General features: G+C 68.5%; 18 protein-coding genes. 8 read left to right on the forward strand and 10 right to left on the reverse strand.

Annotated features, from left to right (window positions below; translation table 11 throughout):
• Positions 1 to 39: 39 nt before the first annotated feature.
• The 6 genes from IO29_RS04930 to IO29_RS36250 all read right to left on the reverse strand — a co-directional run bounded on the left by IO29_RS04930 (position 40) and on the right by IO29_RS36250 (position 6,057).
• Complete coding sequence (locus IO29_RS04930; RefSeq protein ID WP_078618014.1) at positions 40 to 891, reverse strand: helix-turn-helix domain-containing protein; 852 nt, start codon at positions 889 to 891, stop codon at positions 40 to 42.
• 483 nt (positions 892 to 1,374) lie between these two features.
• A complete protein-coding gene (locus IO29_RS04935; protein ID WP_030377040.1) occupies positions 1,375 to 1,632 on the reverse strand; it encodes a DUF6221 family protein in 258 nt (85 codons plus the stop codon).
• 71 nt (positions 1,633 to 1,703) lie between these two features.
• Positions 1,704 to 2,533 (reverse strand): IS5 family transposase gene (locus IO29_RS36235; RefSeq protein ID WP_234307344.1). Its coding sequence is split into 2 segments (ribosomal slippage): positions 1,704 to 2,221 and positions 2,221 to 2,533, totalling 831 coding nucleotides; the frame shifts between segments, so codons are not numbered across the junction.
• 36 nt (positions 2,534 to 2,569) lie between these two features.
• Positions 2,570 to 3,439 carry a S1 family peptidase gene (locus tag IO29_RS36240; protein ID WP_078618015.1) on the reverse strand — a complete coding sequence of 290 codons (870 nt, stop codon included), beginning with the start codon at positions 3,437 to 3,439 and terminating at the stop codon, positions 2,570 to 2,572.
• 96 nt (positions 3,440 to 3,535) lie between these two features.
• Positions 3,536 to 4,714 carry a Shedu anti-phage system protein SduA domain-containing protein gene (locus IO29_RS36245; RefSeq protein ID WP_158709296.1) on the reverse strand — a complete coding sequence of 393 codons (1,179 nt, stop codon included), beginning with the start codon at positions 4,712 to 4,714 and terminating at the stop codon, positions 3,536 to 3,538.
• A 158-nt stretch (positions 4,715 to 4,872) separates the two neighbouring features.
• Positions 4,873 to 6,057, reverse strand: a complete 1,185-nt coding sequence (locus tag IO29_RS36250) for a DNA cytosine methyltransferase (RefSeq protein WP_078618017.1) — start codon at positions 6,055 to 6,057, stop codon at positions 4,873 to 4,875.
• Between the two features lie 422 nt (positions 6,058 to 6,479).
• Here IO29_RS36250 and IO29_RS04950 point away from each other — a divergent pair, with 422 nt between their 5' ends.
• Positions 6,480 to 6,779 (forward strand): hypothetical protein, encoded by a 300-nt coding sequence (locus tag IO29_RS04950; RefSeq protein ID WP_030377043.1) that lies wholly within the window; start codon positions 6,480 to 6,482, stop codon positions 6,777 to 6,779.
• Positions 6,780 to 6,880: 101 nt separating this feature from the next.
• On the opposite strand, the gene IO29_RS04955 is transcribed toward IO29_RS04950, so the two are convergent.
• A complete protein-coding gene (locus IO29_RS04955) occupies positions 6,881 to 7,213 on the reverse strand; it encodes a DUF952 domain-containing protein (RefSeq protein WP_030377044.1) in 333 nt (110 codons plus the stop codon).
• Positions 7,214 to 7,446: 233 nt separating this feature from the next.
• On the opposite strand from IO29_RS04955, the gene IO29_RS04960 reads away from it, so the two are divergent.
• On the forward strand, positions 7,447 to 8,115 hold the full coding sequence (locus IO29_RS04960; protein ID WP_030377045.1) for a DUF4232 domain-containing protein: 669 nt from the start codon (positions 7,447 to 7,449) through the stop codon (positions 8,113 to 8,115).
• A gap of 162 nt (positions 8,116 to 8,277) precedes the next feature.
• On the opposite strand, the gene IO29_RS04965 is transcribed toward IO29_RS04960, so the two are convergent.
• The 3 genes from IO29_RS04965 to IO29_RS04975 are packed head-to-tail and all read right to left on the reverse strand — an operon-like array spanning position 8,278 to position 10,190.
• Complete coding sequence (locus tag IO29_RS04965) at positions 8,278 to 8,844, reverse strand: MOSC domain-containing protein (protein ID WP_051707393.1); 567 nt, start codon at positions 8,842 to 8,844, stop codon at positions 8,278 to 8,280.
• Positions 8,845 to 8,901: 57 nt separating this feature from the next.
• Positions 8,902 to 9,927: a DUF2637 domain-containing protein gene (locus IO29_RS04970; RefSeq protein ID WP_051707394.1), complete on the reverse strand. Its 1,026-nt coding sequence runs from the start codon at positions 9,925 to 9,927 to the stop codon at positions 8,902 to 8,904.
• A complete protein-coding gene (locus tag IO29_RS04975; protein ID WP_234307337.1) occupies positions 9,924 to 10,190 on the reverse strand; it encodes a hypothetical protein in 267 nt (88 codons plus the stop codon). Before IO29_RS04975 ends, IO29_RS04970 begins: the two co-directional genes overlap by 4 nt.
• Before the next feature lie 188 nt (positions 10,191 to 10,378).
• Here IO29_RS04975 and IO29_RS04980 point away from each other — a divergent pair, with 188 nt between their 5' ends.
• The 6 genes from IO29_RS04980 (at position 10,379) to IO29_RS05005 (ending at position 18,722) form a co-directional block, all read left to right on the forward strand.
• Positions 10,379 to 11,140, forward strand: a complete 762-nt coding sequence (locus tag IO29_RS04980) for an aminoglycoside 3'-phosphotransferase (protein ID WP_030377049.1) — start codon at positions 10,379 to 10,381, stop codon at positions 11,138 to 11,140.
• 156 nt (positions 11,141 to 11,296) lie between these two features.
• A complete protein-coding gene (locus IO29_RS04985; protein WP_030377050.1) occupies positions 11,297 to 12,037 on the forward strand; it encodes a response regulator transcription factor in 741 nt (246 codons plus the stop codon).
• Positions 12,034 to 13,803 carry an ATP-binding protein gene (locus tag IO29_RS04990; protein WP_030377051.1) on the forward strand — a complete coding sequence of 590 codons (1,770 nt, stop codon included), beginning with the start codon at positions 12,034 to 12,036 and terminating at the stop codon, positions 13,801 to 13,803. Before IO29_RS04985 ends, IO29_RS04990 begins: the two co-directional genes overlap by 4 nt.
• A 14-nt stretch (positions 13,804 to 13,817) precedes the next feature.
• Complete coding sequence (locus IO29_RS04995; RefSeq protein WP_030377052.1) at positions 13,818 to 15,395, forward strand: bifunctional glycosyltransferase family 2/GtrA family protein; 1,578 nt, start codon at positions 13,818 to 13,820, stop codon at positions 15,393 to 15,395.
• Entirely contained in the window at positions 15,392 to 17,659 is a 2,268-nt protein-coding gene (locus tag IO29_RS05000) for a mannosyltransferase YkcB-related protein (protein WP_030377053.1), read from the forward strand. The genes IO29_RS04995 and IO29_RS05000 overlap by 4 nt, the downstream gene beginning before the upstream one ends.
• 169 nt (positions 17,660 to 17,828) lie before the next feature.
• The gene (locus tag IO29_RS05005; RefSeq protein ID WP_030377054.1) at positions 17,829 to 18,722 is read left to right on the forward strand and encodes a TetR/AcrR family transcriptional regulator; all 894 of its coding nucleotides are present in this window, start codon (positions 17,829 to 17,831) and stop codon (positions 18,720 to 18,722) included.

The following is an 18,722-nucleotide window of genomic DNA, read 5'->3' on the forward strand; positions in this document are numbered from 1 at the left end:
ACCTACTCAATGAGCTAGGCATGGAGAGGAATTATTCCCCTAAGGGGTGACGGTGTCTCCCAACTCCCGGAACTGCTTCATCACCCGCAACAGCAGCTCCCGCACCTCATCACCGAAGACCGCCGCCCCCTCGAACCGGCCGAACGTCTCCTCGTACGCGGCCACCTCGGTCGAGTCGACCGACACCCGCTCACGGTCGAACGTCTCCACCACGACCGCCCGCCGGTCGCACAACGTGAACCCATGCCGGGGCAACACCGGCACCGGCGCCCGCCAGGGCACCACGCCGAGCCGTACCGTGCTCAGACTCTCGACAGCCAGCAGCCGGTCGAGCTGAGCGAGCATCAGCGCCGGCGACCCCGGCCACGTCCGCAACACCGCTTCCGTCAGCACGAACACCGACTCCCGCCCCGGCTCATACAGCACACTCTGCCGGTCAACACGAGCAGCGACAGCACGACCGACCGCCTCAGGAGTCGAGCCCAGCGCACTCCCGAAGACATGACGGGCGTACTCCGCGCTTTGGAGCATGGCGGGCAAGATGACGCACTGGAACGACCGCACCAACTGAGCGGACCGCACCTCTTCGTCAACGCTCGCAGCGGCAGGAGCCAAGTCGCCTGCCGGTTGCTCAGAACTCGCGGCAGCAACCACGGCAGCCAGGAGGTCACGCAATTCACGAGCCGACAACTCATCAAGGCCGAGGGCATCCAAGAGCCGGCCGAGCACATCGAAACTCGGAACCATGCGCCCGGTCTCGACCTTGGACACGGTCGGCTGCCCGACACCAGCACGCTGCGCCAACACAGCACCTGTCAGGCCGGCCTCTGCCCGAAGCAGACGAAGACGCCCACCAAGCGCCCGCATCAGTTCCCGCCGCTCACTCCCCATGCCCAGGGTTCTACACCACCAGCCAGTCGGACCATGATTCAAACTTTCTCTACTGGTTCAAGGCACCCGGCTCCGCTGCGGGCGCCGCTCCTGCCTTCGGCCCGCTCCGCCCGCGCTGCGCCGACGCACGCCCAGGTGTGGATAGGGCCGGAAGCCATGGGTTGATCACCGCATAGAGCGGCCTGCGGTCAAAGAGGATGCCTCCGGCGGGGGATCAGCCGGCACCGGGATGGAGGGGCGCCGTCGCCGACTGCGGGTTCGTATGTGGCGTGCGTGGGGTGCTCCCATCCCGTCCACCGTCGACCCAGGCGAAGCCGAGCAGACGCGGCCCATGGCGTCCAGGTCGTTCGTACAGTGGCGCGCTCCACCTGGACGCCATGGACCACGCCCGCTCCACGGTGTGTGGGTCGACGGCGGACGGGATGGGAGCAGGAGGTGGTTTACGGGGTAGGTTCTGAACTAGAGCGTGTCTCTTTGATCGCCCTACGGACGCCACTCCTGGCGGTACTTGGAGTGCTCGGCGTACGACTGTGCCAGCACTTTGAGCGCGTACGTGAGCCCTGCGCGACGTGCATCCGCCGGGTCCATTGCCTGGTAGTCCCTGGTCAGCATGTCGACCAGGTCCAGCATCGGCAGGTGGCTATCGAGGAGGGCGTCGGCGCCGAAGCGGTGGGCCACCTCAGCGTAGGCGTGATTGTCCTCCATGTTGCGGTCCCGAAGGAACTGTACGAGGTCGTCCATGGGCTGATCTTCGCGCAGGGGCGAGAGCCATCGGGTGGGCTCACGGCTATCAGTTCAGCTACGGAGCTGGCTCACCTGCGGGCCCAGATGAGGATGGCGGCGAGGTGGAGTGCGGCCTGATAAGCGATGGCGAGCTTGTCTGTCCGCAGTGCCAGGCCGCGCCACTGCTTGAACCGGTTGATGCATCGCTCGACCGCGTTGCGCTGCTTGTATGCCTCGGCGTCGAAGGTCGGCGGGCGGCCGCCGGCGCGACCTCGCCGCAGACGGTGACCAACCTGATCGGACGGTTGCGGAATGACGGCACGAATCCCTCGGTGGCGCAGGTGCCCACGGATCGCGCGGGACGAATACGCGCGATCTGCCAGGACGGCCTCTGGGCGGGTCCTCGGTCTACCACGTCCGCTTCTCGGAACACGGATGTCGGCCATGACGGCCTCGAAGGCCGGTGCGTCGCCCGCCTGGCCTGCGGTGACGTGGAGGGCCAGTGGTCGTGCATGGCTGTCGCTTGCGAGATGAACTTTCGTGCTCAGGCCGCCGCGGGAGCGTCCGAGGCCGTGATCGTCTGGTTCAGCGCGATCGGAAGCCCCTTTTTCCTGGCTCCAGCGGCATGTTGATGGGCCCGGCAGACGGTGGAGTCCACCGACACGGTCCAGCCAATGTCGTCGCTTTCATCGGCCGCTGCCAGGACTGCGGCCAGGATCCGTGCCCAGGTGCCGTCCACGGCCCACCTGATCAACCGTTTGTGAGCGGTCTTGAAGGAGCCGAGCTCCTCCGGCAGGTCGCGCCAGGGCGAGCAGGTGCGGTACTTCCACGCAATGGCCTCCAGCGTGCGGCGGTGGTCGGCCCACCGTCGCCCACGGACCGGATCGGACGGCATCAACGGCTCGATCCGGCCCCACATCGCGTCAGTGATCACTAACCGGACAGACACATCCGATCAACTGACCAACCCATCAAAGAGACACGCTCTAGTAGCGCCCTCAGACATTGCGGATTCACGTGCCTGCTTGAGCATGGATGCGAGTGCATCTGCCCGAACGATCCGCGACAGAACTCCTGCCGTGCCTCCGCTGGTTGCGATGTGGCCAGCGTTGATGCCAGCGAGCACAACTTCCTCCCCGCCCAGGTTTTGAACGTCTTCCCACGTCAGCGACTCCTTTGGAATCCGACACAGCACGGGTGAGCCGGACATGCCCTCCCAGCTGAATGCATGGCAGAGAACTTCGTTGGGGAACGTTCTCGGACCAATCGCAGCGGGATACCGAGGGTCCGACGCTATAACGCCGGCGACCAGGATCGGGCGAGCCGCAACTTCGCCTCCGATGCCTGGGTATCCCGGCATCAAGACTTGACGTCCTACGGTCACCCGTCTCGATGAGAAGTGACCGCTGGTAGCGATCAAACTGGAAGGCGAGCTGTTGAACCCGCCGATCCCTTCCAGCACCGTGATCTCACTGTCAGCATCCAATGGCAGGAGCGCAAGATCTATGGATGGATCCGACGGAAACACGGGCGCGGGGCTCTCCAACCTGACTGCCTGCGGTGTTGCGTCCAGCACGCCACCGTGGCGGTCCGACTGGTAGTGCCCATCCATTCGAACAGTCTCCAGGGCCCAACCGCGGTACTCCTTGAAGTTCGGGTCGAGTATATGCCGGTTCGTCACGAGGTACTTGCGACCACCTCTTGCCATGTCGTCGACGAAGAAGCCCGTACCTGTAGGTTCCCGAGCAACAGCGTGGCGATCCACGAAGCGAGGCGTGACGCGGACTGCTGAGTAGAGGATTTGAGGATCAACATCCTTGGCCATGCCAGATTTTCGCACTTGGCTCGGCTGCCGTAGGGACCACTCCCCTCTCTCGTACGGATGGCACGGTTTACAAGAACGGAGCGACCGGCCACGCGCTCAGTCGGCGGAATGCTCCTCTTCAAACTGCAGAGCACGTTCGGCACTGTCGAGCAGCTCGTTGTAGGTCATAACCTCGATGCGCGACAAATGAGAGTTATAGGAGCGGATGGTTTGATCGATCTGCATTTGGGTCACTTCGCGATCACGAATGGCCACGTGAGCTGGGTGACCAATGATGACCGAAGAACGGACTCGCCGAAGGTCGAGTGCAACGCCCAGCTCTTCGCTCAGCTCTGCCTGCAACGAGGTTCTCTGATCGTCTAGAGCGCGCAGGTAGTTGACGGTCTGTCCCACCGCCTCGTGGACATCCTTGCCGACAATCAAATGCCGACGGTGCGTCTTGACGAGGTCATTGATGCAAGGACCCTTCAATTCCACAATATGCAAGGAGCCATCCGCGCAGAGCAAGGGAATGTCATATTCGTCGAGAAACGTAAACTTCCGGCGAGAAATAATGCCAACGTATCGACCGCCGAAGAGCCAGTATTTATCGCCGATTGCGTGCTGCATATCTGTCTCAGTTGTTCCAGGGGTTTTAGCCAATTCCTGGAGATGGCGTACTGATTCGCGACGCCGACGGACTACGGCAGTTTCTACTTCATCGAGACCGTGCCCAGTCTCAGTGACTGCTGAGAGGACTTCGCGGAGAGCCTCGTCGCCGCTAAGGGCGTGCCCCATTGCGTCAGGGCTGAAACCAAGTACGGAGAATAGTTGGCCCTGTGTTTCCTGAATACGAAAACTGCCGAGGTGAGGTTGGAGATCCTTCAGGATCGACAGAGACTTCTCGTCCCCAGCGGAAGTGAAGCCGTGAGTAAACTCCCACGACTCTGTCTCGTCATGTTTAGCCTGAACGAGAAGTAGTAGCGTTCTTCCGTATTCCTCGGAGAAATGGTAAGCGGCATCGGCGAATGACTCGCCATATTGTCGATACTTTTCCTCTAGGATTATGCCGATGGCAAGTTTGGCCTTTCGGGCATCTTTCGACTGGCCGAAGCGAACATCGAGGTTATCCGGTTTGCTGATTTGACTGACGTATACGCTGGCTGGGGGCAGGCCCGTCAAGTCCGCAATGAACCGCATCACCGATCCGTACTTATATTTGCTGTTCGCTGTAGTGCTGGGGTCGATGCCGTGCAGCAGGTCAGCCAGCTTTGCCAGGTTCTCTTGAACGCTCACGTGCCGACGTTAGACAAGCACCGTGGATCTTCGCAGGCCTTTTGAGGAGATGCTCACTCGTGGCCTGGTAGGGAGCGATCAGCTCGGCTCGTACAGCAACTTCAATCGCACACATAAGCCTACATTTGCCTAAAAGGGCCTTTATCTTCTTATCTCGGTTATGTACTGACAAAAGGTGTCATATGCTCGATGTGTTCCTTGAGTGCTGTACTGAAGTCCTCCTCGAAACGCAGCCTGCTCTTCTGGAGGCGCCCATAGAACCCAGCAGTGGCTCGCAAACTCAGCGGCTGAAGTGAGTCCCTCTCGGTGAGGTCCAACAGATGCTGGTACGGGTGCCTTTCCGGCCACAATCCGTAGGGCACTTCCCATCGCTCACCCCGCTCGCCCCAAGCGGCGGTTGGCCACCGCATGCCAGTAGGGAGCATGATCTGACCGGTCTCATCAAACTGACCAGGGCTCTGCAAGCGCCGGCCAACCCATTCAGCTACGCCGACCGTTACGGCGTTTCCTACCAGTTTCCAACGGTGTCCTTGGCGGCCTTTCTCTTGGCGTGCTGCCGCAGTCCACTCCCTTGGAAACCCTTGCAACGCCTCGGCATCTGTGATCGAAGGAGTGACAATCGCCTGACCGGTTGGTGCGTCCCTAATCCAAAGAGCAGGAGGAGATGGAATCCCGAGGCCAGAGCCACCTTTAAGTGTTGGCAAAGCGTCTTTCGCCCAACCGAGTCCCGTATTCCCTTCTGTCCAATAGAATCCGAAAGCGTCGTCTGCGTATTCGCTATCTGGCATTTCTGTGGCGTCGTCTGCGAAGAGAACTCTCCGCGGATCCTCGGTCTGGGACGCCACGACGATTACTCGCTGTCGGCGTTGCGGCACACCGGTGAAACGCGAATCAACCAGCCTGTATGCCCAGCGGTAGCCAAGTCGCTCAAATTCACGGACGAGGTATGCCATGGCTTGGCCGCGATCTAGTGACAGCATATTGCGCACATTTTCGATCACGACCCACTTGGGCGACGCATCTGCAAGGAGTTTGAATAGATGCTTCACCAATCCAGACTGCTCGCCATGAATCCCGGCTGTACGGCCTGCTTGGGAGAGATCAGTGCAAGGGAATCCTGCCGTCACCACGTCAACGTCAGGAAGCGACGGCAGGTCCCGAACGTCATCGTGAAACTCAACACCCGGGAACTGGTGCAGCAAGACAGACTTAGCTGGAGCAGCCCACTCGCAAAGGAGTTTCGTTGTGAAGCCAGCCCGGTGCAAACCGAGTTCAAGACCACCAATACCGGCAAAAAGGCCAGCTACTGAGGGGGGTGGCTTGGTGACGTGAGGTGTTGCCATACTTCCAATGATCCCATGCTGGCAGCTCCGGGCATGCGGAAGCGACCCATCTCACCCGCAGGTCTCGACAGCCAGCGTCTTGCCACGGACTGGATGGGCCAGAGCTACAGCAACGAGGTACAGCAACCCCAGGAACCGGCATGGACCACCACCGGCCGCCAAGCCCTTCCCCACAGCGTGTATGACCTCCGATGACCGTTCTCTCCAGAGCTACGGATCAGAAGGTTGCAGGTTCGAATCCTGCCGAGTGCACACAGACGAGAGGCCCCGGAGCAATCCGGGGCCTCTCGCGTTGCGTGGATGTACAGCAACGAACTACAGCAGCGGGCACCGACCAAGCGGCGCAGCCGCTCCGTCGGCCTCGGCGACGACCACTGACGCCGCGGCCGGGATACCGCGCGATCTCCATGAAGGGGGCTGTGATGGAAGATCAGGTCTGGCAGTTGCGTCGAGGGCATGAGGTCATCGGCGTACTCACACTCGAAGCCGTCGACATGTTCTGGACCGACTGCCGGTTCGAGCCCTCAACCGGCTGGCCGGCCCTCAAGCCGTGCATTGACGCATCGCGGGCCGCATGGGAGCGGAAGGACCAGGACGCGGCCATCGCGGCTGACGAGGCCATCTCTGCTCTTGGCCTCGAGTTGGTGCCCGAAGGCGAGGGTGAGGTCATCAGAGACTTCCTGCTGAGGATCAACGGCGATACCGCACGTTTCCGGTACTGAGTCGTTGGGCCGTCCCTCGGCTGTCCGAGGCGTCTCCAACACATGGTGTGGGAATCCGGCGGAGCGGTCCGATGACTCTCGCGTGCGTCCGCGGATCGTGCTCACTCCCAGGGCTCGACGGCCACCACGGCCTCGATGGGTACCGGCCCGTACACGTGCGGGAACTTCTCGCCGTGCGGGGGCATGGCCTCGTATTTCAGTGGGACGTCGAGCCGGGCCGGGTCCACGACCAGGATCACCAGGTCGTCGGGGCCCTCGTAGTCGCCGTAGAGGAACGCCGCGACGCGGGGGAGTTGGGCGCGGGTGGAGAAGTGGATGAAGCCTTCCTCCTTGAGGGTGCGGTTGCGGGTGGATGTCTCGTAGGTGCCGGACTCGCGGGCCTTCTCCCATAGCGAGCGCTCGGTGATGTGGACGATGTGCTGAGGGGTCGGCATGCGGTCACGTTATGCGGGGCTCCCCGGTTTTCTGCGACGTCGCAGGTCGGCGGGGTTGGGGCGGGGATGGTTCGTATGCGTGTTCGTGACTACGTCACTGGTCTGTGACGGCGTTGTCCTGGAACGGCTCAGCGGCAACGGTGGGGCTCATGGACCCCTCATAGTTGTCGAGTAACCACCGAGGGGCCGGAACGGATCCGGTCCCGACCACCTGATCAACAAAGGGGAACCCCATGTCCGGCAACCGTCGCAAGGCCCTGCTCGTCTCTGTGGCCATCGTGGGTGGCGCCATGCTGATGACCGCCTGCCAGGACGGGGACGCGACCTCGGACACGGGCGCCGCCTCGCAGGCCTCTTCGTCCACCGGGGCGTCCGGCAAGACCGCCGGCAAGACCGCCGGCTCCGGCGAGGCGGCCACCGGCAGCGGTCAGAGCGCCGGCAAGAGCGACCAGAGCGCGGACGGTTCCGGTGTCGACACCGGGAACGGCAAGCGGTCGAAGGTCGAGCAGACCTGCGGCGCCAACGACATCTCCTGGAGCACCAAGGCCGAGACCCAGGCCGGTGGCTACATCCTCATCACCGCCAAGGCCAAGTCCGGCATCACCTGCTGGCTGCCCGCCGCCCTCCCGACCGTCGCGTTCGGCTCCGACGGCACCCAGGCCGGTCCCGCGGAGCAGTCCGTCGGTGACCAGATCAAGCTGAGCGGCAGCACCGCCGCCTACGCCGGCGTGCAGACCAAGACCACCAACGGCAACGGCGGGGTGCAGTTCGACAACATCATCGTCGCCGTCGGCGACAGCGACCCCAACCCCGCCTCCCTCCCGGTCGACACCATCACCGTCGACAAGCCGATCGTCACCAACTGGCACACCGCTCCGACCGACGCCGTTCCCTTCAACTGAATGGTTCGGACGGTGCGGACGGTTCGGACGGATCGACGGCGCCCAAGGCCCCCGGTAGTCGCCGGGGGCCTTTCCCGTGTGTCCGGCTCACCGAGGAGTTCGGGATCGCCAATGCCACGGCGCCCAAGGTCCTGCGCGCCCTGCGCGAGAAGGGGCTGAGCGTCAGACCCGGTCCAGCGCGCGGTGCGGGCCCGTCGGGAGTTCGGCCTTGATGAGCGCGCCGGGATGGACCGTGCCGCCCTGGCGGACGACGCTCATGATGCCCGCCTTGCGGATCAGCGCGCCGGACTCGTCGCGGCCCACCACCCGCTTGAGCAGGCCGTCCTGGAAGTTGTCGATCTGTACGCACGGGTTGCGCAGGCCCGTGACCTCGACGATCGCCTCGTCGCCCAGGTGCAGCAGCGTGCCGACCGGGAGGGCGAGGAGGTCGATGCCGCGGGTCGTGACGTTCTCGCCGAGGTCGCCCGGGGCCACCCGGAAGCCGTCCTCGGCGACCTCCTCGAAGAGTTCCTCGTGGATCAGGTGCACCTGGCGCAGGTTCGGCTGCGTCGGGTCCTGCGCCATCCGTGAGCGGTGCTTGACCGTGACGCCCGCGTGGACGTCCCCCTCCACCCCGAGCCCGGCGAGCAGCCTGATGCTCTCGCGGTTCGGCTTCGTGAAGGAGTACACGCCGTTGCTGCTGACGGCCGTCACCGTACCGTTCACCGCAGTTGCGGCAGTTGCGTCCATGATCGCCGGTTCCCCCTGCTCGACACTCGATACTCGACAGTTTGATCGAGTGCGAGCCTAACTCCGCTTCCCCGCCGGGGCGGGCTTCCGCGACGGCGACGCAGACGGAGACGGTGAGGACGGAGACGGAGACGGCGACGGCGGCACCTGCGCCGTCGGGCGCGTGCGGTGGCGCGGGGTCGCCCGGCGCGGGGGGCGGGTCAGGGTGATCTGCCGGACCAGTTGCTGAAAGCACGCCAGCGACGCGATCCCCGGCAGCGCCGCCGCCGAGGTGTCGATCACCGTACGCGGTGCCTGCACCACGCACATCAGTACCGCCACGCACGAGAACAGCAGCACCACCGACCAGGCGTGCACCGCCCGGCGCCGGTGCAGCGCGGCTCGCAGCACCGACAGCGAGGCCACCGTCCAGGGGCCGTAGACCAGCAGTGGCCACCACGAGACGAAGCCGCTCCGCGTGTGCGTGAGGGCGACGAAGCGCAGCGGCTCGTAGGTGACCATGCCGCTGAAGACGCTCACCATCGACGCGACGACCGCCGCCAGCGCCGCGATCAGCCGGCCGATCCTGCCGATCGCGCTCAGTTGCTTGCGCTCCCGGATCTTCCGGTGCTTCCGGGGGACCTCCCGCAGCGGTGGGAGCTCCACCGTGATCTCTTGCAGCTTGCCCATCGGGGTGCCGGGGTGCGGGGTCTTGACCGACGCCTCGTCCCGGGGAGAGGGAACGGAAGGTGCGGCAGGTGCCGGTGGGGCGTACGACGTGTACGACGACGGGTATGCGGGCGGGGGAGACGGCGGCGTGTACGGGTTGTACGGGCCGTACGGTTCGTAGGGTGGTTGCTGCGCCCGCTGCCCGTACTCCGGCGCTGCCTCGAATTCCTCCGCCCGCGCGTCGCGGAGCAGGTAGGCCAGTTCCTCGGCCGGGTCCCAGCTCGCGTCCGGCGGGACGAGGGGGGCGGAAAACGCGTCCGCCGGTGCCGTGTACACGTCCGCCGGGGCGCGGTGGCGGCCCGAGCCCGCCGCGGGAAAGGCGTTCGAATGGCCGGTGGTCCGCCGGGTGTAGTGGTCGGTGTGTCCGTCCGTCATGACAGGGCCCGGTGGGCCCGGGGAAAGGCGGACCGGGTTCCCGCGCCGATCCAGCGCGGCTCGAGGTCCGCCTCCAGGCGGCCCATCGTGTCCAGGAAGCTCCTCAGCAATGGCTCGGTGACCCGCAGGGCGACGGGCAGTCCGCCTCTGGTGAGCGTGCCGTTGAGGCTGGTCGGGGCGTGCGGCGGGGCGGGGGTGTAGGTGTACGGGCCCATGGCCACCGAGCGGGCGGGGGCCGTGCCCGCCCGGCCTTCGGAGGGCACGAACAGGCCGCCGGACCTTCCTTTGATTGCCCTATTCATGTCTCGGATAACGCCGCCTTTGTGCGACGGATGCGCGGCGAATGGGTGAAGGATTTCCTCGATAAGTATTTTATCCCGAGGTAATTTTCGCGAATATCGGCACTATCGTCAATGTGTGAACACAGCTTGAAGTAAAGGGAGTTGACAGCATGAAGCTCTCCGGTCCGCCGACCGAGCCCGTGTCCGTGCCCCCGTCGGTCGCCGCGTTCGCCCGGGGGCGGCGCCTGGAGCCCGTCTGGCGGAACGAACTCGGCGGTCTGACCTTCCGCATGGACGGCCGCGACGCGGAGGGGAACGGCGACGAGACCGGCTACGTCAAGTGGGCTCCGCCCGGCAGCCCGCTCCCCCTCGCCGCCGAGGCCGAACGGCTGCGCTGGGCGGCGCGTTTCACCCCCGTACCCGAGGTGGTGGAGTACGGCGCCGGTGACGACGGGGCCTGGCTGGCCACCCGCGCGCTGACCGGCGAGAGCGCCGTCGCCCCCCGCTGGAAGGCGGAGCCCGCGACCGCCGTACGCGCCCTCGGTGCCGGACTCCGGGCGCTGCACGACCGGCTGCCCGTCGCCGACTGCCCGTTCTCCTGGTCCGTCGAGCACCGCCTCGACGTCGCCCGGCGGGCAGGCATCGCGGTCCCCGCGGACCTCCCGGCCCCGCCCCCGCCCGACCTCCTCGTCGTCTGCCACGGCGACCCCTGCGCGCCCAACACCCTCCTGCACGAGGACGGCTCCTGGGCCGCCCACGTCGACCTCGGCGCCCTCGGCGTCGCCGACCGCTGGGCCGACCTCGCGGTCGTGACGCGGAACATCGACTGGAACTACGGCCCCGGCTGGGAGGGCATCCTCCTGGACGCGTACGGCATCGCCCCCGACCCCGTCCGGACGGACTTCTACCGGCGGCTGTGGGACGCGACCTGATCCGTACCGGTCGCAAAGGGGAGGTCCAACTCGCCCACGTCTCCCGGCACTTCCAGCGGCCACCCAGGAGTTCCCTGAGAGACGCCTGTGCGTTTCTCAGGGAAATCACAGGTTTCCGCAAGCGTGTTCTCAGAGGCGCCCGACATGGTGTGCACCATGACCACGACCTCGCCCCAGGGGCGCACCGAACTGCTGAGGCCGGACGGGAGCCCCGTCCGAGTGCTGGTGGTCGACGACGAACTGTCGATCACCGAACTGCTGTCCATGGCCCTCCGCTACGAAGGCTGGCAGATCCGCAGCGCGGGTGACGGGCAGGGGGCGATACAGACCGCCCGCGAGTTCCGTCCCGACGCTGTCGTCCTGGACATGATGCTGCCGGACATGGACGGACTCACCGTGCTCGGGCGGCTCCGCCGGGAACTCCCGGACGTCCCCGTCCTCTTCCTCACCGCGAAGGACGCGGTCGAGGACCGTATCGCCGGGCTCACCGCGGGCGGGGACGACTACGTGACCAAGCCGTTCAGCCTCGAAGAGGTCGTGGCGCGGCTGCGCGGGCTGATCCGCCGCTCCGGTGCCGCCGACCGCCGTGCGGAGTCCGTCCTGGTCGTCGGGGACCTCACCCTGGACGAGGACAGCCACGAGGTCGCCCGGGGCGGGGACAACATCCACCTCACCGCCACCGAGTTCGAACTGCTGCGGTTCCTGATGCGCAACCCGCGCCGGGTGCTCAGCAAGGCGCAGATCCTGGACCGGGTGTGGTCCTACGACTTCGGCGGCCAGGCCAACGTGGTCGAGCTGTACATCTCGTATCTGCGGCGCAAGATCGACGCCGGGCGCGAGCCGATGATCCACACCCGGCGCGGGGCCGGTTATCTGATCAAGCCCGCCGTGTCATGAGCCGGCGACGGCGGCCGCGTACGCAGAAACGACTGGCGGGTAAGCCGCGCACCCTGCGGACGCGGCTCGTCGTCGCCTCGCTCGCGCTGATCGCCGTGGTCTGCACGGTGATCGGGACCGTGACGACCGTGGCACTGCACTCGCATCTCTACGACCAGCTCGACGGCCAGCTCAAGGAGATCGCGGCACGGGCGTCCGGGGCGTTCATCCCGCCCGACGGCCTCAAGAACAGCACCGGCGCGCCGGGCGGCGGCCAGAACACCGGCGCTCAGAACACCGGCGCTCAGAACACCGGCGCTCAGAACACCGGCGGCCAGAACACCGGCGGCCAGAACACCGGCGCCCGGCAGAACGGCGACGGCCAGAACGCCGACGGCCAGAACGGCGACGGGCGCCAGGGCCGCGGCACCGACCTCACCGAGTTCGTCACCCGCGGCCCCCAGCCGCCCGGCACCATCGCCGCCTCGCTCACGGACGGCACCGTCACCGACGCCAAGGTCGGCTACAAGGCCAAGGACGACAACAACATCCCGCAGATGGAGGTCAAGTCGCTCAGCGCCGCCCAGCGCACCGCGCTCGCGACCGTCTCGCGGGACGGCGGCGAACACTCCGTGGAGATCCCGGGCCTCGGCGACTACCGCGTCCGGTACGCCGGCGGCCCCAACGGCAGTTACTACGTCGCCATCCCGACCGCGGACGCCGACAGCACGATCAGGACGCTGATCCTCGTCGAGGTCAGCATCACGGCCGCCGGTCTCGTCGCCGCGGGCATCGCCGGCTGGGTCCTCGTCAGCGTCGCCACCCGCCCGCTGCGCAAGGTCGCCGCGACCGCCACCCGCGTCTCCGAACTCCCGCTGCACAGCGGCGAGGTGACCCTGGAGGAGCGCGTCCCGGAGGCCGAGACCGATCCGCACACCGAGGTCGGCCGGGTCGGTGCCGCGCTCAACCGGATGCTCGACCACGTGCACGGCGCCCTGCACGCCCGCCAACAGAGCGAGACGCGGGTACGGCAGTTCGTCGCCGACGCCAGCCACGAGCTGCGCACCCCGCTCGCCTCCATCCGCGGCTACGCCGAGCTGACCCGGCGCGGCCGGGAGCAGGTGGGCCCCGACACCCGGCACGCGCTCGGCCGCATCGAGTCCGAGGCGGGGCGGATGACCCTGCTCGTGGAGGACCTGCTGCTGCTCGCCCGGCTGGACGCGGGCCGGCCGCTGCGGTTCGAACAGACCGACCTCGTCCCCCTGGTCGTCGACACGGTCAGCGACGCCCGGGCCGCCGGCCGCGACCACGTGTGGCGCCTGGAGCTGCCCGACGAACCCGCGCTGGTCTCCGCCGACGCCGCCCGGCTGCAACAGGTCCTGGTCAACCTGCTGGCCAACGCCCGCACCCACACCCCGCCGGGCACGACCGTCACCGCGCGCGTGCGGCACCGGGGACCCTGGCTGTGCGTGGACGTCGAGGACAACGGGCAGGGCATCCCGGCCGAGCTGCTGCCGCACGTGTTCGAACGGTTCGCGCGCGGGGACTCCGCGCGCTCCCGCGCCACCGGCTCCACCGGCCTCGGCCTGGCCATCGTGCAGGCCGTGGCGGGCGCGCACGACGGCGCCGTGACCGTGGACAGCGTGCCCGGCCGCACGGTCTTCACCGTGCACCTCCCGGCGCTCTCGTCCCCCTCCGCACCGGCCGTTCCCGAGGCCGGAACGGACCGGCGACCGCACTCACAGGCGCACCACAGTGCCGCCACATGGGCGCGACAGGGCGCTTGAGTTGAGTCGGTTCCATGCGAACCGACTCTTCTCCCGGCACCCTGCCGGCGCGGGAGCACCTCCCGGCCGCAGGAGCCGGTACGCCTGTCCTGGACGTAGTGATCCCCGTCTACAACGAGGAGAAGGACCTCCGGCCATGTGTGCGCAGACTGCACGAGCACCTCGCACGCACGTTCCCGTACGCGTTCCGCATCACGATCGCGGACAACGCGTCCACGGACACCACGCCCGAGGTGGCGACGCGGCTGGAGGCGGAGCTCGCCGGGGTGCGCTCCTTCCGGCTGGAGCAGAAGGGCCGCGGCCGGGCGCTGCGGGCCGTCTGGTCGTCCTCGGACGCCCCGGTCCTCGCCTATATGGACGTGGACCTGTCCACCGACCTCAACGCGCTGCTGCCGCTGGTGGCCCCGCTCATCTCCGGCCACTCCGACCTGGCCATCGGCTCCCGGCTCAGCCGCAGCTCGCGCGTCGTGCGCGGCGCGAAGCGGGAGTTCATCAGCCGGACGTACAACCTGATCCTGCGCGGCTCGCTCCAGGCCCGCTTCTCCGACGCGCAGTGCGGCTTCAAGGCGATCCGGCGTGACGTCGCCCAGGTGCTGCTGCCGCTGGTGGAGGACACCGGCTGGTTCTTCGACACCGAGATGCTGGTTCTCGCCGAGCGCGCCGGACTGCGCATCCATGAAGTGCCGGTCGACTGGGTGGACGACCCGGACTCCACGGTGCACCTCGTGAGCACGGCGACCGACGACCTCAAGGGCGTGTGGCGGATCGGCCGTGCGCTGGCCACCGGCTCGCTGCCGCTGGACCGGCTCACCCGCCCCTTCGGCGACGATCCGCGCGACCGCGACCTGGAGGACGTGCCGCGCGGACTGGCCCGGCAGCTCGTCGGGTTCTGCGTGGTCGGCGTCCTGTCCACTCTCTTCTATCTGCTGCTGTACAGCCTGTTCCGGCAGTTCGCCGGCTCCCAGATCGCCAACGCGCCGGCCCTGCTGGTCTCGGCGGTCGCCAACACGGCCGCCAACCGCCGGCTCACCTTCGGGGTGCGCGGCCGGGGCGGCGCGGTCCGCCACCAGGCGCAGGGCCTGGTGGTGTTCGGCATCGGCCTCGCGCTGACCAGCGGCTCGCTGGCCGCGCTCGACGCGGCCACGGACAGGCCCGCGCACTCCACCGAGCTGGTGGTGCTCGTCGCCGCCAACCTCGCGGCGACCGTGCTGCGGTTCCTGCTCTTCCGCGCCTGGGTGTTCCCCGAGCGGCGGGACGCGGGGCCGGGGGACGGGGCGGGCGCCGGGTTCCTCCGGACCTCCGCTTCCGGCCCGGTGGCCTCCTCGCCGACGTACTCGACGGTGATCACGCCGACGTCGGTCACCCCGGGGGTGCCCCGGCAGCCGGGTGCCTACGCCCCACTTCCGCAGCGGACCGCGGCCGGCCCCCGTGCGGGGCACGGCGAGACGCCGTACGGCGGTACGGCCCCCGAGGTCACGTACGGCGGTACGGCCTCCGAGGGCACGCGCTACGGCGACACGTACGACGACGACGGCACCGCGCGGCTGCGGCCGGTGCGCCCGCACAACACCGATCCGAGGAACTCACGATGACGACCGACTACGACCGGCCGGCCGGCGGGCCGGGCACGGCGGGCCCCTCCTCCTGGGGACCGCCCACCGCGCCCCCGGCTCCGGACGGGGCCCCGGCTCCGGACGGGGCCCCGGCCGCCCCCGCGTCCGGCGAACCCCGGCCACCGCTGCCGCACCGGCTGTGGCGCGGCCGCCCCGAGGACCCGCGCTGGGCGCGCCCGGCCCTCCTCGGCCTCCTCCTCGCCACCGCGCTGCTGTACCTCTACAACCTGAGCGCCTCCGGCTGGGCCAACTCCTTCTACTCGGCGGCCGTGCAGGCCGGTTCGAAGAGCTGGAAGGCGTTCTTCTTCGGCTCGCTGGACGCGGGCAACGCGATCACGGTGGACAAGCCCTCGGCCTTCCTGTGGCCGATGGAGCTCTCCGTGCGGATCTTCGGCCTGAACTCGTGGGCGATCCTCGTGCCCGAGGTGCTCATGGGCGTCGGCACGGTCGCCGTCGTGTACGCGGCGGTCCGCCGCCGGTTCGGCGCGGGCGCGGGGCTGATCTCGGGCGTCGTGCTGGCGCTCACGCCCGTCGCCGCGCTGATGTTCCGGTTCAACAACCCGGACGCCATGCTGGCGCTGCTGATGGCCCTGGCCGTCTACTTCGTCAGCCGCGCCCTGGAGGACGGCCGGACCAAGTGGCTGCTGTGGGCGGGCGCGGCGATCGGCTTCGCCTTCCTCGCCAAGACGCTCCAGGCCTTCCTGATCCTTCCCGCGCTCGCCCTCGTCTACGGCGTCTGCGCCCCGGTGCGGCTGCGCAGGCGGCTCGGCCAGCTGGCGCTCGCGACCGTGGCCATGGTGGTCGCGGGCGGCTGGTGGGTGGCGGTCGTCGAGCTGTGGCCGGCGTCGTCCCGTCCGTACATCGGCGGCTCGCAGAACAACAGCTTCCTGGAGCTGACGTTCGGCTACAACGGGCTCGGCCGGATCAGCGGCGACGAGACCGGCAGCGTCGGCGGCGGTGGCGGGCCGGGCGGCGGCAACGGCGGCGGGCAGTGGGGCGAGACCGGCTGGGACCGGATGTTCAACTCCGAGATCGGCGCGCAGATCTCCTGGCTGCTCCCGGCCGCGCTGATCCTGCTCGTCGCGGGGCTCGTGGCCACCCGTCGGGCCCGGCGCACGGACGCCGCGCGCGGGGCGCTGCTGGCGTGGGGCGGCTCGCTGGTGATGACGCTGGCCGTCTTCAGCTACATGGCGGGCATCTTCCACCAGTACTACACGGTCGCGCTGGCCCCCTACATCGCCGCCGTCACCGGCATCGGGCTCGCCCTGCTGTGGGAGCGCCGCGAGCGGGTGTGGGCCGGGCTGACCCTGGCGGGCGCGGTCACGGCGAGCGCGGTGTGGGGATACGCGCTGCTCAACCGCACCCCGGACTATCTGCCCTGGCTGAAGTGGCTGGTGCTGATCGGCGGCCTCGCCGGCGCGCTCGGCCTGGTGTTCGTCTCCCGGCTGGGGCGGCGGTTGGCGCTCGCGGCGGTCGCGGTGAGCTTCGCGGCGGCGCTGGCGGGGCCGACGGCGTACACGCTGAGCACGGTGAACTCCGCGCACACGGGGTCCATCCCGACGGCGGGGCCGGCCGGTGCGGGGATGGGCTTCGGCGGGGGTGGCGGCCCGGGCGGCGGTGGTGGCCGGACGGGCGGCGGCGGCTTCCCGGGCGGCCAGGGCCAGAACCAGAACCAGCAGGGCGGCACGGGTGGCATGCCTGGTGGCGGCACCGGCGGCTTCCCCGGCGGGAACAACCAGGGCCAGGGGCAGGGCCAGGGGCAGAACCAGCAGGGCGGGACGCCCGGTGGCATGCCCGGCGGCGCGACCGGCGAGGCCGGTGGCACGGGCGGCGGCGGTGGCGGCATGGGCGGCCTGCTCAACGGCGCGAGCGTGACCGACGAGGCCAAGAAGCTGCTGGAGAAGAACGCGGACGACTACACATGGGCCGCCGCGGCCATCGGCTCGCAGAACGCGGCGAGCTACCAGCTGGCCACCGAGGAACCGGTCATGGCGATCGGCGGCTTCAACGGCACGGACCCCTCCCCGACTCTGGCCCAGTTCAAGAAGTACGTGGCGGACGGAAGGATCCACTACTTCATCGCCGGTGGCATGGGCGGCGGCATGGGCGGCGGCATGGGCGGGAACTCCGGTACCTCGTCGAAGATCAGCTCGTGGGTGGAGAGCAACTTCACGAAGGTGACGGTCGGTTCGGCCACGTTCTACGACCTGACGCAGCCGACGGGCGGCAGCGACGCCGGCTGAGGAGGGACGGACGGGGACGGTGGCCCGGGGCGCGAGGTGCGCCCCGGGCCACCGCCCGTCCACACCCGGGGCCGTTCGGCCGTGTTGCGGCGGCGGGCCGAGCGGGAAGAGTCGGAGACAGCGGTCGCCCCGCAGCGCGGCCGGTCCTGGAGTGCGAGGAAGGTGCGCCATGGTGAGGGCAGCCGAGCGGGACGGGCGTCCGCCGCGGACCAGCGTCTGGCTGGAGGGCGGAGCGTCCCCGGCCGGCGGCGGACGCGGCGGCGGAAGCCGCCCCTCCGGCCTGGACCGCGCCCGGATCACCGCGGCGACGGTACGACTCCTCGACGCCGAGGGCCTCGCGAGGTTCTCCATGCGCCGGCTTGCCGCAGACCTCAACGTCACCGCGATGTCCGTCTACTGGTACGTCGACACCAAGGACGACCTCCTGGAACTGGCCCTGGACGCGGCCTTCGCCGAGATCAGCCCCGCGGCTCCGGCTCCGACGGGGCCCGCCCCGGCAGCGACGGACCCGACGGCGGCCGACTCCGTGGCGGCCGATCCGGCAGCGGCCGACCCGACGGCGGCCGGCCCCGTGGCGGCCGGCCCGGGGGTCGGGCCCGCCGACTGGCGGGAGGAACTGCGGGCGCTGGCCGGTGCGTATCGGGCACTGCTGGTGCGCCACCCCTGGCTGTCCTCGCTCGCCGGGACGTTCCTCAACATCGGGCCGCACGCCGTGGAGTTCCAGCTCGCCGTGCAGCGGCTGGTCCGGCGTACCGGGCTGTCGGCCGGTGGGCAGGCGGGGGCGCTGTCCGCGGTGTTCCAGTTCGTCTACGGCTTCGGCACCGTCGAGGGCCACTTCGTGCAGCGTTGCGCCTCCGCGGGGATGAGCCAGGACGACTACTACCGCCGGGCGATGCGCGCCGTCACGCGCGAGCCGGAGCTGCGCGAGGCCGTGGACGACTCCGCGGAGCTCCGCCGGGCCCGCGGCGACGGCACGGTGGAGGAGATCAGGGACCGCGACTTCGCCTTCGCCCTCGACCTCCTGATCGCGGGCATCGAGACGATGGTCCGGCGCGGGGCGTGA

It is taken from the genome of Streptomyces sp. NRRL F-6676, from assembly GCF_000725625.1.
Lineage (GTDB): Bacteria > Actinomycetota > Actinomycetes > Streptomycetales > Streptomycetaceae > Streptomyces.

Bases quoted from the DNA above. Each gene is read 5' to 3' on its own strand.
- IO29_RS04995 (WP_030377052.1), top strand. From the start codon at position 13,818: ATGCGAACCGACTCTTCTCCCGGCACCCTGCCGGCGCGGGAGCACCTC.
- IO29_RS36240 (WP_078618015.1), bottom strand. From the start codon at position 3,439: ATGGCCAAGGATGTTGATCCTCAAATCCTCTACTCAGCAGTCCGCGTC.
- IO29_RS04930 (WP_078618014.1), bottom strand. From the start codon at position 891: ATGGGGAGTGAGCGGCGGGAACTGATGCGGGCGCTTGGTGGGCGTCTT.
- IO29_RS04960 (WP_030377045.1), top strand. From the start codon at position 7,447: ATGTCCGGCAACCGTCGCAAGGCCCTGCTCGTCTCTGTGGCCATCGTG.
- IO29_RS04935 (WP_030377040.1), bottom strand. From the start codon at position 1,632: ATGGACGACCTCGTACAGTTCCTTCGGGACCGCAACATGGAGGACAAT.
- IO29_RS36250 (WP_078618017.1), bottom strand. From the start codon at position 6,057: ATGGCAACACCTCACGTCACCAAGCCACCCCCCTCAGTAGCTGGCCTT.
- IO29_RS04950 (WP_030377043.1), top strand. From the start codon at position 6,480: ATGGAAGATCAGGTCTGGCAGTTGCGTCGAGGGCATGAGGTCATCGGC.
- IO29_RS05000 (WP_030377053.1), top strand. From the start codon at position 15,392: ATGACGACCGACTACGACCGGCCGGCCGGCGGGCCGGGCACGGCGGGC.
- IO29_RS04970 (WP_051707394.1), bottom strand. From the start codon at position 9,927: ATGACGGACGGACACACCGACCACTACACCCGGCGGACCACCGGCCAT.
- IO29_RS04965 (WP_051707393.1), bottom strand. From the start codon at position 8,844: ATGGACGCAACTGCCGCAACTGCGGTGAACGGTACGGTGACGGCCGTC.
- IO29_RS05005 (WP_030377054.1), top strand. From the start codon at position 17,829: ATGGTGAGGGCAGCCGAGCGGGACGGGCGTCCGCCGCGGACCAGCGTC.
- IO29_RS04985 (WP_030377050.1), top strand. From the start codon at position 11,297: ATGACCACGACCTCGCCCCAGGGGCGCACCGAACTGCTGAGGCCGGAC.
- IO29_RS04990 (WP_030377051.1), top strand. From the start codon at position 12,034: ATGAGCCGGCGACGGCGGCCGCGTACGCAGAAACGACTGGCGGGTAAG.
- IO29_RS04955 (WP_030377044.1), bottom strand. From the start codon at position 7,213: ATGCCGACCCCTCAGCACATCGTCCACATCACCGAGCGCTCGCTATGG.
- IO29_RS04980 (WP_030377049.1), top strand. From the start codon at position 10,379: ATGAAGCTCTCCGGTCCGCCGACCGAGCCCGTGTCCGTGCCCCCGTCG.